Below are 15,239 nucleotides of genomic sequence, written 5' to 3'. Positions count from 1 at the left end.
TTTACCCGTTATCGGCACCGTCAATCATGGCACGTGTCGACGGATCGGCCGTTTCACCACATCACTCACGGAACGCGCCGTGGGCCTCGGCGGGGATGCCGGGGCCCGACCCTTCCGCCCTGTGCATGCCGCAAAAAAAAGACCGGGCACGAGGCCCGGCCAGGTCCAACAGGGAGGTGCATGCGATGACCCGCACATGCAACGGGAACTTTCACCCTTCAGTATGACCGGAATAAAGGCAGGCGGGCAATACGCCTTTGATCTGCGTCAAGTTGTACTGCGGCATTCCTGCCGCGCTTTTGCCCATATCCTTGCGTCACTGGCGCGGCTTTGTGCGCCCGGGCTGCGGAATTGCCGAAATTTCAGGCAACCAGCCGGTAGCCACCCGACTCGGTGACCAGCAACCGCGCGTTGGACGGGTCCGGCTCGATTTTCTGGCGCAGCCGGTAGATATGCGTCTCGAGCGTGTGGGTCGTCACTCCGGCATTGTAGCCCCAAACCTCGTGCAGCAGCGTGTCGCGTGGCACCACGCCCTCGGTCGAGCGGTAGAGGAACTTGAGGATGTTGGTTTCCTTCTCGGTCAGCCGGATCTTGCGGTCATCCTCGGTCACCAGCACCTTCATCGAGGGCTTGAACGTGTAGGGCCCCACGGTAAAGACCGCGTCCTCGGATTGCTCGTGCTGGCGCATCTGCGCCCGGATCCGGGCCAACAGGACGGGAAACTTGAACGGCTTGGTGACGTAGTCGTTGGCGCCCGCATCGAGACCCAGGATCGTGTCGGCGTCGCTGTCATGGCCGGTCAGCATGATGATCGGCGACTTGACGCCCTGCTTGCGCATCAGCCGGCACAGCTCGCGCCCATCCGTGTCGGGCAGGCCCACGTCGAGGATGATCAGGTCATAGATCTGTTCCTTGGCGCGGCTCATGGCCGAGGCGCCGTTCTCGGCCTCGAACACCTCGAAATCCTCGGTGATGACCAGTTGCTCGGCCAGCGCCTCGCGCAGGTCCTCGTCATCGTCGACCAGAAGGATGTTTCTCAGCTGTGCCATCGCGTTGTCTCCGTGCTCGTTTTGCAGCAAGTGTGCGGTCATGCGCAGGCGGGCAAGGATTGCTGCATCCCTCTCACGGTCTCGTGTCCGCGAGGGGGAAATGTTACAGGACCTGCGTCGAAACGGCACGATGGGCAAGGGGCGGGCATGGCACTGGGACCGGATCTGAACGAGAACGTAGCGCGGGCGCGCGCCGATCTGCGCATGGGCGTGCCGGTGGCGCTGACCGGTCCCGAGGGCACGCTGCTGCTGGCCGCGGCGGAGACGCTGCGCCCCGCGCGGCTGGCCGAGATCCTTGCGCTGGGTGCGGTGGATCTCGCGCTGACCGCCCGCCGGGCCGAGACGCTGAAGGCCCGCGCCTATGACGGCGACCTCGCCCGTGTCGTGGTGCCGGAGGGCGCCGACCTGCGCTGGATCCGGGATCTCGCCGACCCGGCCAACGACCTGGACAGCCCGATGAAAGGCCCGCTGTCGACCCGCCGCGGCGGCCCGGCCGAGGCGCATCGCCTGGCCATCCGCCTGTGCAAGACCGCCCGGCTGCTGCCCGCCGCGCTGGTCGTGCCGGTGCCGGCGCGCCTGCCGGCCGAGGGCGGGCTCGTCACCCTGCCGGTCGAGGCACTGGCCCCGCTGCTCGACCTGCTGCCGCCGCTCGATCACGTGGTGACGGCCCGCGTGCCGCTGCGCGCCGCCGAACAGGCGCGGCTGCACATCTTCCGTCCCGAGGATGGCAGCGACGAGCATTACGCGATCGAGATCGGCCGCCCCGACCGCGCCGCCCCCGTGCTCGCCCGGCTGCACTCGGCCTGCTTCACCGGCGACCTGCTGGGTTCGTTGAAGTGCGATTGCGGCCCGCAGCTCAACGCGGCGCTGATGCAGATGGGGCAGGAGGGCGCGGGCGTGCTGCTCTATCTCCAGCAGGAGGGCCGCGGCATCGGGCTGGCCAACAAGATGCGCGCCTATGCCCTGCAGGACCAGGGCTTCGACACGGTCGAGGCCAATCACCGGCTGGGCTTCGAGGATGACGAGCGCGATTTCCGCCTCGGCGCGCAGATCCTTCAGACGCTGGGCTTCGGCGCGGTGCGGCTGATGACCAACAACCCTGCCAAACTGGCGATGATGGAAAGCTGCGGCATCGCCGTGGCCGAGCGCGTGCCGCTGAAAGTGGGCGAGACGCCCTTCAACGCCCGCTACCTTGCCGTCAAGGCCGAGAAATCCGGGCACCTGCTATGACGCGGCCCGCCCCTTGCGCCGCGCGCGGCGCTGCATAGCTGACACCCAAAGGAGACGGACATGCGCTACTCGCTACTCGACCTCGCCCCGGTTCCCGAGGGATCGGATGCCGCGCAGGCACTGAAGAACACCGGCGACCTCGCCCGCCAGGCCGAGGGCTGGGGCTATCACCGCTACTGGCTGGCCGAACATCACAACATGGCCGGCATCGCCTCCTCTGCGACGGCCGTGCTGATCGGTCATGTCGCCGGGCTGACCCGGCGGATGCGGGTGGGGGCCGGGGGCATCATGCTGCCCAACCACGCGCCGCTGGCCGTGGCCGAGACCTTCGGCACGCTGGCCACGCTCTATCCCGACCGGATCGATCTCGGGCTCGGCCGCGCGCCGGGCGGCGATCGCGCGGTGATGCAGGCGCTGGGCGTGCATCCCTCGCGGGCCGAGCGGTTCGCCGACGAAGTGGCCGAGCTGCGCACCCTTCTTGGCCCGCCGAATGACGCGCTGCGCGTGCGGGCGCTGCCCGGCGAGGGCACGCAGGTGCCGCTCTGGATCCTTGGCTCCTCTCTGCACGGGGCGCAGGTCGCGGCGGCGCTGGGCCTGCCTTATGCCTTCGCCTCGCATTTCGCGCCCGATCACCTCGAAGAGGCGCTGGCCCTCTACCGCGCGCGATTCCGCCCCTCGCAGACGCTGGAACGGCCGCATGCCATGCTGGCGGTCAACGTCTTCGCCGCCGAGACCGACGTGCAAGCGCGCCGCCTCCGGACCTCGATGCAACAGGCCTTCTACCGGCTGCGTACCGGCCAGCCCGGCAAGCTGCCCGCGCCGGTCGACGATCTCGACACCGTGGTGCCGCCGCAGGTGCAGCCGCAGATCGACGCGGCGCTGCGCATCTCGGCCGTGGGCGCGCCCGAGACGGTCGAGCGGCAGCTCGCCGAGCTGGTCGCGCGCCACCGCCCGGACGAGGTGATCCTGACCGGCCAGATCCATGATCCGGCCGCGCGGCTGCGCTCCTTCGAGATCGCCGCCGACATCCTGCAGCGCCTCGCCGTGCCCGAGCCCGCATGAGCGCCGCCGTTTCGGACATGGTGCTGACCCCGGTCGGCCTGCGCTGTGCCGGCCGGATATGGCCTTGCAGTATCGGGCGCGGCGGCGTGACCACCGACAAGCGCGAGGGCGACGGCGCCACGCCCGCGGGCACGCATCGCATCGTCGGCCTGCTCTACCGCCCCGATCGCATCGCCCGCCCGGTGGACTGGGCGGTGCCGATCCGCCCTTCCGACCTGTGGTCGGATGACCCGGGCCACGAGGATTACAACCTCATGGTCCGCGCGCCCTATCCGCACAGCCACGAGCGGCTGCGCCGCGGCGACCGGCTCTACGATCTCGTGATCCTGACCGACTGGAACTGGCCGCGCGCCGAGCGCGGGCGCGGTTCGGCCATCTTCCTGCATCGCTGGCGCCGGCCCGGATACCCGACCGAGGGGTGCATCGCCTTCGCCCCGCAGGACCTGCTCGCCATCGCGCAGCGCATCACCTATGACACCCGGCTCATCGTGCCGGAGGGGCTGGCGCGCTAGGCCCGCCCCCTCTTTCATCTTTCCGAAAATACTCACATCCCCCGCGCCCCGACGGCGCGCGGCCGGGGTCAGGCGGCGATGCTGCGGCCCAGCCCCTCCAGCATCTCGAGGCAATCGGCCAGTTGCGTGCGCGCGACGTACTCGTCAGGCTTGTGCGCCTGCTGGATCGAGCCCGGGCCGCAAACCACCACCGACATGCCCATTTCCTGGAACAGCCCGGCCTCGGTGCCGAAGGGGACCAGGTCGCAGGTCTCCTGCCCGGTGAGCCCCGCAACGAGGTCGCGGGCGGCGTTCTCGGCCATGGGCTCCAGCCCGACCACCTCGCCGATCACCTCGGTGGTGATGTCGGCATGGGGCGAAATCGCGCGCATGGCGGGCAGCAGCTCGGCCGCGACAAAGCTCTCCAGCGCGTTCTTGACATAGTCCGTGTCGGTCCAGTGGACCGGGCGCATCTCCCATTCCAGCTCGGCCTTGCCGGGGATCACGTTATGCGCCACGCCTCCGGCCAGCCGGCCGATATTGACCGTGCTCCAGGGCGGGTCGAAGCGCGAGCCCAGCGGCGCGCGGGCCTTGAGCGATTCCGACAGCTCCATCAGCCGCGTGGCATAGCGCACCGCATAGGCCACCGCGTTCACGCCGCGATCGGGGGCCGAGCCATGCCCCTCCAGCCCGGTAAAGCGGGTGGTGTATTCGCAGCAGCCCTTGTGCCCTTCGATGATGCGCATCGAGGTCGGCTCGCCTACGATTGCGATGCCGGGCCGGATGCCGCGGCGCTGCAGCTCGGGCACCAGCGCGCGCGCACCCAGACAGCCCACTTCCTCGTCATGGGTCAGGCAGATATGCACCGGGCGGCGCAGAGGCACCTCGCCATAGCGCGGCGCCATGGCCAGCGCCGCGGCGATGAAGCCCTTCATGTCGCAGGCGCCGCGGCCATAGAGCAGGTCGTCGCGGTCGGTCAGCGCGAAGGGATCGACGCTCCAGTCCTGGTCGGTGACGGGGACCACGTCGGAATGGCCCGACAGCACGATGCCGCCATCGCCCTCGGGGCCGATCGTCGCCCAGAGATTGGCCTTGCGGCCGGTCGAATCCTCGATCAGGTCGACCCGCGCGCCGTGATGCTCCAGCCAGCTTGCCGCGTCGGCCAGCATCTCGCGATTGCTGTCGGTGGAGACGGTGGGATGCGCGATCAGGCGCGACAGCAGGTCTTCGGTCTGTGCAAGAACGGTCATTTCTGTGACCTCCCATGGAAAAGAACGGGCCCCGGGGCAGGGCAGGGACCCCCGGGCCGGCCGGGAGCGGATCAGGCGGCGGGCGCGCGCCTTCGATGCGGCGGGGCGCAGTTGCGGTCGAGCTCGGTCATGGTTTGACGAACATCTTGCGGGGCCGATCGCAGAAGCATTCCGCCGGCCCGTCCTCGGTGATCAGGATGGATTCGGTTATCTCCAGCCCCCAGTCGGACATCCACAGCCCGGGCATGAAATGGAAGGTCATGCCGGGTTGCAGAACGGTCTCGTCCTCGGTGCGCAGGCTGACCGTGCGCTCGCCCCAGTCGGGCGGGTAGGACAGGCCGATCGGGTAGCCGCAGCGGGCGCCGCGTTCGATCCCGGCGCGTTCCAGCGGCGCCGCCAGCGCATGGGCGATGTCGCAGGCGCGGTTGCCGGCGCGGGCCGCTTCCAGCCCGGCCTCCAGCCCCTCGATCAGCGCGGCCTCGGCAGCGCGGAAGATCTCGGGCGGCTCGCCCAGGAAGATCGTCCGGCAGAGCGGCGCGTGGTAGCGCCGGTAGCAGCCCGAGATCTCGAAGAAGGTGGCCTCGCCCTTGCGGAAAGGACGGCCATCCCATGTCAGGTGCGGCGCGGCCGCGTCCGAGCCCGAGGGCAGCAGCGGCACGATGGCGGCGTAATCGCCCCAGTGCCCGTCGGCGCCGGTATAGGCGTCATGCTGGATCTGGGCGACGATCTCGTTCTTGGGCACGCCCGGCTCGACCCGCTCCAGCAGCCCGTCGACGATCTTTTCCGAGATCCGCGCGGCGCGGCGCATGAAGACCACTTCCTCGTCCGACTTGATGCCGCGTTCCCAGTTCACCAACCCGGTGGCGTCGATCAGCGTGGCCTCGGGCGCCGCCTCGCCCAGGGCAAGATAGGCGCGGGCCGAGAAATAGTAGTTCTCCATCTCGACGCCCAGCCGCGGGGCGGGAAAGCCCATGCCCACGAGGCGCAGCACGAGATCCTCCATCGGGTGCTTGTCGGGGTTCTGGACATAGCTGTCCTCGTAGCCGATCACCCGGTCGTCGTTCATCCACACGGTGCGCAGCGCGCCGTTCGTGTCCTGGTTGCGCCCCCACCAGACCGGGTCGCGATCGTGGAAGACCAGCGCGGCCTGGTGCACGTAGAAGGACCACCCGTCATAGCCGGTCAGCCACGCGATGTTGGACGGGTCGGTGACCAGCAGCACCTCGATGCCCGCGCGATCCATCGCGGCACGGGTCAGGGCGAGGCGACGCAGGTACTCGCCTTCGGTAAACGGGATGTCCTTGTCAAAGCGGTGTTGACGCACGTGGTCGGCTCCGTTCCGGGGGTCTTTCTTCAGCGCTACGTGGGAAAGCTGCCGGAATTCTGGTTCAGTTACGACGTGGAAGGCGGAAAAACGTCAGGTGTTGTCGAAAAACTGCTTGAACCGGGGGCATTTGCCTCAGGATCGGGCAGAGGCGCGCCTGGGACCATGGGGATCGCCCGGTGCTGCAAGCGCTTTGGGGGCGAGTCGGCCGCTCGTTTCGCGCGTCTGGGCGGCGAGGGGGCCGGGCCAAGGGACCGATTTTCGCAAAATCGGGACGGTTTTGGCCTGAAACCTGCCGGCTTTCTGCGCGATCCGCCCGTATTTGACGGAGGAACGGGCATTTTTCGGCGAAAAGGTTGCAACGCTTGTCCCAACGCGCTTTAGTTTTCAGACAAGACAGCGGAGATCATCCGCGACAAGAACAGACAGGGAGCCAGTCTTGGCAGATGGAAGCAGCAGCGACGGTTTCGTCGCCTTCGAACGCGTGCAGAAGAGCTATGACGGTGAAACTCTTGTCGTCAAGGATCTGAACCTCTCCATGCCGAAAGGCGAGTTCCTGACGATGCTGGGACCATCCGGGTCGGGCAAGACGACCTGCCTGATGATGCTGGCCGGGTTCGAGACCGCCACCCATGGCGAGATCAAGCTGGACGGCGTGTCGATCAACAACATCCCGCCGCACAAGCGCGGCATCGGCATGGTCTTCCAGAACTACGCGCTGTTCCCGCACATGACCGTGGCCGAGAACCTCGCCTTCCCGCTGGAGGTGCGCAAGCTGGGCAAGTCCGAGCGCGACGAGAAGGTCAAGCGCGCGCTCGACATGGTGCAGATGGGCGATTTCGGCGGCCGCCGTCCGGCGCAGTTGTCGGGTGGCCAGCAGCAGCGGATCGCGCTGGCCCGCGCGCTGGTCTTCGAGCCCGAGCTGGTCCTGATGGACGAACCGCTGGGCGCGCTGGACAAGCAGCTGCGCGAGCACATGCAGTTCGAGATCACCAACCTGGCGCACAGCCTCGGGATCACCGTGGTCTACGTGACCCACGACCAGACCGAGGCGCTGACCATGTCGGACCGCGTGGCGGTGTTCAACGACGGCCGCATCCAGCAGCTGGCCGCACCCGATGTGCTGTATGAAGAGCCGCAGAATTCCTTCGTCGCGCAGTTCATCGGCGAGAACAACACGCTGCAGGGCAACATCCAGGAGATCCAGGGCGAGACCTGCGTGGTCAAGCTGGATGACGGGCAGGTGATCGACGCCAAGCCGGTCAACGTGACCGAGGTGGGCGAGCGCACGACGATTTCGATCCGGCCCGAACGGGTGGAATTCAACCCCACCAAGCTGAGCGACGATGCCCATACGCTCAAGGCAGAGGTGCTGGAATTCATCTACATGGGCGACATCTTCCGCACGCGCCTGCGGGTGGCGGGCAATGACAACTTCGTCGTCAAGACGCGCAACTCGCCCGACCAGGTACGTTTCAAGCCGGGCGAGCATGTCGAGCTTGGCTGGCTACCGCGAGATTGCCGCGCGCTCGACGCGAGCTAAAAGGTCAATGATGCCGGCGCGTGGCCAAGGCCTGCGCGCAGCACCATCCGGAGGGGCCGGTCATGTGACCCGGAGCCCGGCCCCCCGTAATCAAACGGGTCCAGTTAGGGAGTAATAGAATGAATCTCACCAAGACACTCATGGCGTCGACGGCTCTGACCGTGGCAGCCACCGGTGCCTTCGCGGGAAGCCATGCCGACATGGCCGACAGCATGACGCTGGTCAGCTGGGGCGGTGCCTACCAGTCGAGCCAGCAGAAGGCCTATGTCGAGCCCTATCTCGAGATGAACGAAGGCGTCTCGGCGACCTGGGACGAAAGCTCGGCCGAGGCGGTCGCCAAGCTGCGCGCCATGAACGAGGCGGGCAACGTGACCTGGGATCTCGTCGACGTGGTGGCCTCGGACGCCATCCGCCTGTGCGACGAAGGTCTCGCCATGGAGATCGACCATGACGACGTGCTGGCGCCCGCGCCGGACGGCACCGACGCCTCGGACGATTTCGGCGACCTGATCGTCAGCGACTGCTTCATCCCGCAGATCGTCTACTCGACCACCTTCGGCTACCGCACCGACCTGGTGCCGGAAGGCGTCGAGGCCCCGAACGACATCTGCGACGTGTTCGACCTGGAAACCTATCCGGGCAAGCGCGCGCTGGAGAAGCGTCCGATCAACAACATGGAATGGGCGCTGCTCTGCGACGGCGTGGCCAAGGAAGACGTCTATGACGTGCTCGAGACCGAAGAGGGCCAGGACCAGGCGCTCGCCAAGCTCGACACCATCAAGGACGACGTGATCTGGTGGTCCGCCGGTGCCGACACGCCGCAGCTGCTGGCCGATGGCGAGATCTTCATGGGCTCGACCTATAACGGCCGTCTCTTCTCGGTCATCGAGGAGCAGGATCAGCCCGTCGGCATGATGTGGGACGCTCAGGTCTTCGACCTGGACGGCTGGATCGTGCCCGCGGACCTGCCCGAGGATCGCCTGGCGCGCGTGATGGACTTCCTCAAGTTCGCCACCGACACCCAGCGCCTCGCCGATCAGGCCAAGTACATCTCCTACGGCCCCGCCCGTGAGAGCTCGGCCCCGCTGGTTTCGACCCATGCCGAGCTGGGCATCGAGATGGCGCCGCACATGCCGACCGACCCGAACAACGCGCAGAACACGTTCCTGTACAACTACGAGTTCTGGGCGGACTACCGCGACGACATCGACGCGAAGTTCCAGGCCTGGCTGGCACAGAACTGAGGTCGGGGGCGCCTCCGGGCGCCTCTTGCCACGCAATCCGGGTGCGCGGCCGCCGCGCACCCGACCTGACAGGCGGAGCGCACAGCATCATGCCCAAAGGCTATATCATCGGACATATCACGGTGAAGGATCCCGAGGCGTACAAGGAATACGTCGCGCGGGACACGCCGATCCTTCTGGGTCACGGGGCAAGGCCCCTCGTGCGCGGCGGACAGGCCGAGCTGGTCGAGGGCACCGCCCATGACCGCCACGTGATCTTCGAATTTCCCGATTACGACACCGCGCTGGCCGCCTTCCGCGACCCCGACTACCAGGAGGTCGCCAAGATCCGCGCCCGTGCCGCCGAAAGCGTGATCCTTGTTGCCGAAGGCACCGACGAGAACCTGCCCGATGCCGACAGTGACGCGCCGCTGGGCTTTCTCGTGGCGCATGTCACCGTGCACGATCCCGACGGCTACAAGCCCTATGTCGAGGGCAACACGCCGATCATGCGCGGCCATGGCGCGCGCTACATCGTGCGGGGCGGTCGCTCCGAGATGCTCGAAGGCGAGACCGGCGAACGCCACGTCGTGATCGCCTATCCCAGCTATGCCGCGGCGCGCGCGGCGTATCATGACCCGGCCTATCAGGAGGTCGCCGCAATCCGGCGCGACTGTTCCGAGGGCACAATGATCCTTGTGGAAGGCACCGCATGACCGACGCTACATCCGATCCCGACAAGATCGAGGGTCCGACCCCGGACAATGCCCTGCGTGCCGCCGATGCGGCCGAAAACTTGGGCGGGCCGGTTCTGGCCGCCGATGGCACGCCGCTGAAGAAAAGCCTCGCCCGGGCGCTGCGCATGCAGAAGCTGCGGGCGCTGGCGCTGATCGCGCCTCTGCTCATCTTCGTGCTGGTGACCTTCATCGCGCCGATCGCCGACATGCTGTTCCGTTCGGTCGAGAACCAGATCGTCTCCGAGACGCTGCCCCGCACGGTCGCGGCGCTGGAGGATTGGGACGCCGAGTCGGGCGAGCTGCCTGGCGACGCGGTGTTCGAGGCCGCCTATACCGACATCTTCATCGCCGCCGAGAACAAGCGGCACACGCGGCTGGGCACGCGTCTGAACTACGAGCTGACCGGCGTCTCCTCGCTGTTCCGCAAGTCCGGCCGCGGGCTGGATGATATCGGCGAGGTCTATCTCGACCAGTTCGAGGATCTCGACGAGAACTGGGACGAAGCGCTGCCCTGGGCCGAGCTGATGGGCACCGAGGCCAGCGTCGCCGCCTTCCGCGAATGGGAAGCGGCCGAGGACGCGGCCCGCGAGGCCGGACGCGACTTCGACGAGCCGATCCCCTCCTTCGAGCTGCGCGCCGACATCTCCGAGACGCTGCCGCGCACCGCCGAGATGTACCAGCGCTTCGCCACCTTCATGGAGGTCGAGGAAGAGGACAGCGCCTTCGAGGAAGAGCCGTGGTCGATCGTCTACACGCGCCTTTACGAGGATCTGCGCGACGGCGACATGAGCAGCTATGACGGCCCGCGCGCCGAGATGCTGCAGGCCGCCGACGCGCTGGTCGACAACCCCGATTTCGAGACCGTCACCCTGCAGGACGGATTCGAGGAGATCGACGAGGACTGGCTGGATCCCGAGGTCTGGCGCACCATCCAGACCTACAGTCCGAACTATACCAGTGGCTATTTCCTGAACGCCGTGGACATGCAGAAGACCCCGGACGGCCCGGCGCTGCGCGACGAGGACGAACGGATCTATGGCCTGCTGTTCAAGCGCACCATGTTCATGTCGCTGATGATCACCTTCAGCTGCATCCTGCTGGCCTACCCGGTGGCCTACCTGCTGTCGAACCTGCCGATGCGCTCGGCCAACCTGCTGATGATCCTCGTGCTGCTGCCCTTCTGGACATCGCTTCTGGTGCGAACCAGCGCGTGGAAGGTGATGCTGCAGCAACAGGGGGTGATCAACGACGTGCTGGTCTGGCTGGGTCTCGTGGGCGATGCCGAGCGGCTGGTGATGATCAACAACCAGTTCGGCACGATCGTGGCGATGACGCACATCCTGCTGCCCTTCATGATCCTGCCCATGTACTCGGTCATGTCGACCATCCCGCCCTATTACGTGCGCGCGGCCAAGTCGCTGGGCGCCACGAACTGGACGGCCTTCTGGCGGGTCTACTTCCCGCAATCGGTGCCGGGCATCGGCGCGGGCAGTATCCTGGTCTTCATCCTGGCCATCGGCTACTACATCACGCCCGAGATCGTGGGCGGCACCACCGGCACGTTCATCTCGAACCGGATCGCCTATCACATCTCGTCCTCGCTCAACTGGGGCCTCGCGGCCGCGCTGGGGACGATCCTGCTGGCCGTGGTCCTGATCCTCTACTGGGCCTATGACCGGATCGTCGGGATCGACAATGTCAAGCTGGGGGGCTGAGGCGATGGCATCTGACACCCGCCCCGCAGACAGGCTGCGCGATGCGCGCGCGGCCCTGACCGACGCCGCGCCGGCCCTCCGTGGCCGCACACCCACAGAGGAGCGCTGAGACATGCCCATCCTGACCGAAATCAAGAAACAGCCCATGTCCTTCACGCTGCCCGTCGTGGGCGCGTTCGGTGCCTTTGCCGGTATCTTCGTGGGCACGGCCAACGGCTCCACCTTCCTCGGCATCCTGATCGGCTTTGCGCTGCTGGCGGCGCTGGCCTACGTGGCGCTCGAGGTGCTGGGCACCGAGCGCGAGAAACAGGCGAAATGGGGCATCATCGGGCTGCTGGTGGTGCTGGGCGTCCTGCTGGGCGGGCTGCCGGGCCTCGTGCTGGGCGGGCTCTTCGGCTGGTTTTTCGGCTGGCTGGTCTACTGGGTCGGCATGGGCCGCTACCGCGCGCCGCTGCCACCCTACCTGACCGGCGGGCAGGTGCTGTGGCATTACAGCTTCCGCGTGCTCTGCGGGGCGATCTTCGTCTTCCTGATCACGCCGATCCTCGTGGTGATGCCGCTGTCGTTCAACGCCGAGGATTTCTTCACCTTCACGCCCGAGATGCTGCGCTTCGATCCCGAGGGCTACAGCCTCAAGCATTACCGCGACTTCTTCACCTCGTCGGAATGGCAGCAGGCGCTGCGCAACTCGGTCATCATCGCGCCGGTGGCGACGCTGCTCTCGGTCAGCTTCGGCACGCTGGCGGCGATCGGGCTCAGCTCCGAGCACGTGCCCTTCCGCCGCGCGATCATGGCGATCCTGATCTCGCCAATGATCGTGCCTCTGATCATCTCGGCCGCGGGGATGTATTTCTTCTATTCGCGGATCGGGCTGCAGGGCACCTTTGCCGGCGTGATCCTGGCGCACGCAGCCCTGGGCATCCCCTTCGTCATCATCACCGTGACCGCCACTCTGGTGGGCTTCGACCGGTCGCTGACGCGCGCCTCGGCGAATCTTGGCGCGGACCCGGTGCGGACCTTCTTCAAGATCCAGATGCCGCTGATCCTGCCGGGCGTGATCTCGGGCGGGCTCTTCGCCTTCATCACCTCCTTCGACGAGGTGGTCATCGTGCTCTTTGTCGGCTCGGCCAACCAGCAGACGCTGCCATGGCAGATGTTCACCGGCCTGCGCGAGCAGATCAGCCCGACCATCCTGGCGGTGGCGACGATTCTCGTGGCGATCTCGATCGCGCTGCTGACCACGGTCGAGCTGTTGCGGCGGCGGTCCGAGAAGATGCGCGGCCTCAGCCCCGGCTGATCTCCGCGGGGATTCACCTCGTGGCAAGGTTTGGTCGGCATGATCGGCCCGACCGCGCCGCAAGGATCCCCGCATGACCGATCTCAGTCCCAGCCTTGTCAACGACGCCTCGGCCAACGAGGCGTCGTTTCACCTGAACGAGCTGTTCTATTCCCGGACCGACACGCGGGGCGTGATCCGCGCGGGCAATTCCGTGTTTCACCGCGTCGCGGGGTTCGAGTGGGAGGAACTGATCGGCGCGCCGCACAAGATCGTGCGCCATCCCGACATGCCCCGCGGCCTGTTCCACCTGATGTGGGAACGGATCAAGGACGGCCGGCCCACCGGCGCCTATGTCAAGAACCGCCGCAAATGCGGGCGGTTCTACTGGGTCTTCGCGCTCGTCTCGCCGACCGAGGGGGGCTATATCTCGACCCGGATCAAGCCCAGCTCGCCGCTCCACCGCATGGTGACCGAGCTTTACGCCGAGATGGCGCGCCGCGAACAGGCGCAGGGTGTCAGCCCCGCCGACAGCGCCGCCTGGCTGCGCGCGACGCTGCGCGAGAAGGGCTATCCGAATTACGAGATGTTCCAGGCCGATGCCATCGCGGCCGAGTATGAAGCCCGCGCCCGGCAGCTGGGCCAGCCGGTGGGGCAGGTGCAGAAACGTTTTCTCGACATGTCCCGCGCCATCGGCGAGGTGCAGCGAGAGACCTCTGAGATGACCGAGGCGTTCAAGGCGATCCGCACGGTGCCCATGAACATGCGCCTGATCGCCTCGCGGCTGGAGAATGCGGGCGGCCCGATCAGCGCGATCTCGGTCAATTACAGCCAGATGCTCGAGGAGATGACGACCTGGGTGAACACCTTCGTCGATGGCGAGGCCTGCGTCTTTGCCAAGATCCGCGACGCCATCCGGCTGGGCCAGTTCCTTGGCTTCGCCTCGGTGGTCGAGAAGGAGATGATCGAGATCTTCCAGGAGATCGAGGCCAGCTATCCCGACAGCATCGATATCGGGGCAGAGGTCGCGCTGCTGGAGGAGCACCGCAAAATGTACCTCGACATGACCGGCGATGCGCTGATGAGCGTGGAGCGCGAGGCCCGCCGCTTTGCCCGCAGCGTGCTGGACATGAAGCGCTATGTCACCGGGCTCAGCTCCACCCGGATGATGTGCAAGATCGAAAGCGCCACCCTGTCGGGCTCGGGCACCGCGCTGAACGGGATCGTCGAACAGCTCGACGATTGCCAGAACGAGATCGAGCAGCGGCTGGCCCGCATCGTCGAGCTGAACTCGGTCATCCAGAACAACACGGCGATGCTGCGCTCGCTCATCTGAGCGGGCGCAGCGCCGCGATCAGCTGCGCACCAGCGTCTCGTAGCTCTCGGCGATCTCGCGGGTCAGCGCGCCGACCTCGAAGCTGAACTCGCCGATCTGGCCCACCGGGGTCACCTCGGCCGCGGTGCCGGTCAGCCAGCACTGTTCGAAGCCTTCCATCTCCTCGGGCATGATGTGGCGCTCATGCACCTTGATCTGGCGGTCTTCCAGCATGCCAATCACGGTCTGGCGCGTCAGCCCGTTCAGGAAGCAGTCGGGCTTGGGCGTGTGCACCTCGCCATCCTTGACGAAGAAGATGTTGGCGCCCGTCGCCTCGGCCACGTAGCCGCGGTAATCCATGAACAGCGCGTCCGAGCAGCCCTTGGCCTCGGCCGCGTGCTTGGACGTGGTGCAGATCATGTAGAGCCCGGCCGCCTTGGCATGCACCGGGATCGTCTCGGGCGAGGGGCGCTTCCACTTGGAGATGTCCAGCTTGGCGCCCTTGAACTTGGCGTCGCCGTAATAGCTGCCCCATTCCCAGGCGGCGATGGCCAGCCGCACCGGGTTGCGCGCCGAGGCGACCCCCATATCGGGGCCGGCGCCGCGCCACGCCACCGCGCGCACATAGGCGTCGGTCAGGCCGTTGGCCGCCAGCACGGCCGATTTCGCGGCCTCGATCTCGTCCACGGTGTAGGGGATCTGGAAATCCAGCTCGCCGGCCGAGAAATGCAGCCGCTCGGAATGCTTGCGCGACAGGAAGATCTTGCCGCCATAGGCGCGCTCTCCCTCGAAGACCGAGCTGGCATAGTGCAGCCCGTGGGTCAGCACATGTACATTCGCCGCCCGCCAGTCCACCATCTGGCCATCCAGCCAGATCTTGCCGTCGCGATCGTCATATGCTGCTTCCGCCATTGCGTGTCTCCCGGGTTCAGCGGTTTTCGAAAGTTGCGTCGTCTATGTCCGGATCGGACATAAAGTTGCGTCAAATCTATGAGTCGCTAACAGTTCGCGCTTGGAATGTCAA

The 15,239-nt window shown here is 66.7% G+C and carries 13 protein-coding genes; 9 read left to right on the top strand and 4 right to left on the bottom strand.

Annotated elements, in window-relative coordinates; translation table 11 throughout:
- Positions 1 to 362 precede the first annotated feature (362 nt).
- The gene (locus AVJ23_RS03015) at positions 363 to 1,049 is read right to left on the bottom strand and encodes a response regulator transcription factor (protein WP_058860810.1); all 687 of its coding nucleotides are present in this window, start codon (positions 1,047 to 1,049) and stop codon (positions 363 to 365) included.
- Between the two features lie 147 nt (positions 1,050 to 1,196).
- Between AVJ23_RS03015 and ribA the strand changes: the two genes are divergently transcribed.
- Genes ribA through AVJ23_RS03000 form a run of 3 tightly spaced genes read left to right on the top strand, consistent with a single transcriptional unit; the run spans position 1,197 to position 3,853 of the window.
- Positions 1,197 to 2,279, top strand: a complete 1,083-nt coding sequence (gene ribA / locus AVJ23_RS03010; protein ID WP_058860645.1) for a GTP cyclohydrolase II — start codon at positions 1,197 to 1,199, stop codon at positions 2,277 to 2,279.
- A 60-nt stretch (positions 2,280 to 2,339) separates the two neighbouring features.
- Complete coding sequence (locus AVJ23_RS03005; protein ID WP_058860644.1) at positions 2,340 to 3,341, top strand: LLM class flavin-dependent oxidoreductase; 1,002 nt, start codon at positions 2,340 to 2,342, stop codon at positions 3,339 to 3,341.
- Positions 3,338 to 3,853: a L,D-transpeptidase family protein gene (locus AVJ23_RS03000; RefSeq protein WP_058860643.1), complete on the top strand. Its 516-nt coding sequence runs from the start codon at positions 3,338 to 3,340 to the stop codon at positions 3,851 to 3,853. The genes AVJ23_RS03005 and AVJ23_RS03000 overlap by 4 nt, the downstream gene beginning before the upstream one ends.
- A 68-nt stretch (positions 3,854 to 3,921) precedes the next feature.
- Here the strand turns inward: AVJ23_RS03000 and argE are convergent, their stop codons facing one another.
- Together argE and AVJ23_RS02990 are read right to left on the bottom strand one after the other, a co-directional pair.
- Positions 3,922 to 5,082 (bottom strand): acetylornithine deacetylase, encoded by a 1,161-nt coding sequence (gene argE, locus AVJ23_RS02995; RefSeq protein ID WP_058860642.1) that lies wholly within the window; start codon positions 5,080 to 5,082, stop codon positions 3,922 to 3,924.
- A gap of 127 nt (positions 5,083 to 5,209) precedes the next feature.
- Complete coding sequence (locus AVJ23_RS02990) at positions 5,210 to 6,406, bottom strand: M24 family metallopeptidase (RefSeq protein ID WP_058860641.1); 1,197 nt, start codon at positions 6,404 to 6,406, stop codon at positions 5,210 to 5,212.
- Positions 6,407 to 6,845: 439 nt separating this feature from the next.
- Here AVJ23_RS02990 and AVJ23_RS02985 point away from each other — a divergent pair, with 439 nt between their 5' ends.
- The 6 genes from AVJ23_RS02985 to AVJ23_RS02960 all read left to right on the top strand — a co-directional run bounded on the left by AVJ23_RS02985 (position 6,846) and on the right by AVJ23_RS02960 (position 14,236).
- On the top strand, positions 6,846 to 7,949 hold the full coding sequence (locus AVJ23_RS02985) for an ABC transporter ATP-binding protein (RefSeq protein ID WP_058860640.1): 1,104 nt from the start codon (positions 6,846 to 6,848) through the stop codon (positions 7,947 to 7,949).
- 119 nt (positions 7,950 to 8,068) lie between these two features.
- Positions 8,069 to 9,193, top strand: a complete 1,125-nt coding sequence (locus AVJ23_RS02980; RefSeq protein ID WP_058860639.1) for an extracellular solute-binding protein — start codon at positions 8,069 to 8,071, stop codon at positions 9,191 to 9,193.
- Positions 9,194 to 9,282: 89 nt separating this feature from the next.
- Positions 9,283 to 9,888 (top strand): DUF1330 domain-containing protein, encoded by a 606-nt coding sequence (locus AVJ23_RS23560; RefSeq protein WP_084794249.1) that lies wholly within the window; start codon positions 9,283 to 9,285, stop codon positions 9,886 to 9,888.
- Entirely contained in the window at positions 9,885 to 11,624 is a 1,740-nt protein-coding gene (locus tag AVJ23_RS02970; RefSeq protein WP_084794247.1) for an ABC transporter permease, read from the top strand. The genes AVJ23_RS23560 and AVJ23_RS02970 overlap by 4 nt, the downstream gene beginning before the upstream one ends.
- A gap of 112 nt (positions 11,625 to 11,736) precedes the next feature.
- Positions 11,737 to 12,921, top strand: coding sequence for an ABC transporter permease (locus AVJ23_RS02965; protein ID WP_058860638.1), 1,185 nt, complete (start codon positions 11,737 to 11,739; stop codon positions 12,919 to 12,921).
- A 73-nt stretch (positions 12,922 to 12,994) separates the two neighbouring features.
- Positions 12,995 to 14,236, top strand: a complete 1,242-nt coding sequence (locus tag AVJ23_RS02960) for a PAS domain-containing protein (RefSeq protein ID WP_058860637.1) — start codon at positions 12,995 to 12,997, stop codon at positions 14,234 to 14,236.
- 18 nt (positions 14,237 to 14,254) lie between these two features.
- Here the strand turns inward: AVJ23_RS02960 and AVJ23_RS02955 are convergent, their stop codons facing one another.
- Entirely contained in the window at positions 14,255 to 15,127 is an 873-nt protein-coding gene (locus AVJ23_RS02955; RefSeq protein ID WP_058860636.1) for a branched-chain amino acid aminotransferase, read from the bottom strand.
- Positions 15,128 to 15,239: the final 112 nt, after the last annotated feature.

The organism is Pseudoponticoccus marisrubri, assembly GCF_001482405.1.
Classification (GTDB): Bacteria; Pseudomonadota; Alphaproteobacteria; order Rhodobacterales; family Rhodobacteraceae; genus Pseudoponticoccus; species Pseudoponticoccus marisrubri.
This window is presented reverse-complemented; position numbering and strand designations above follow the sequence as displayed.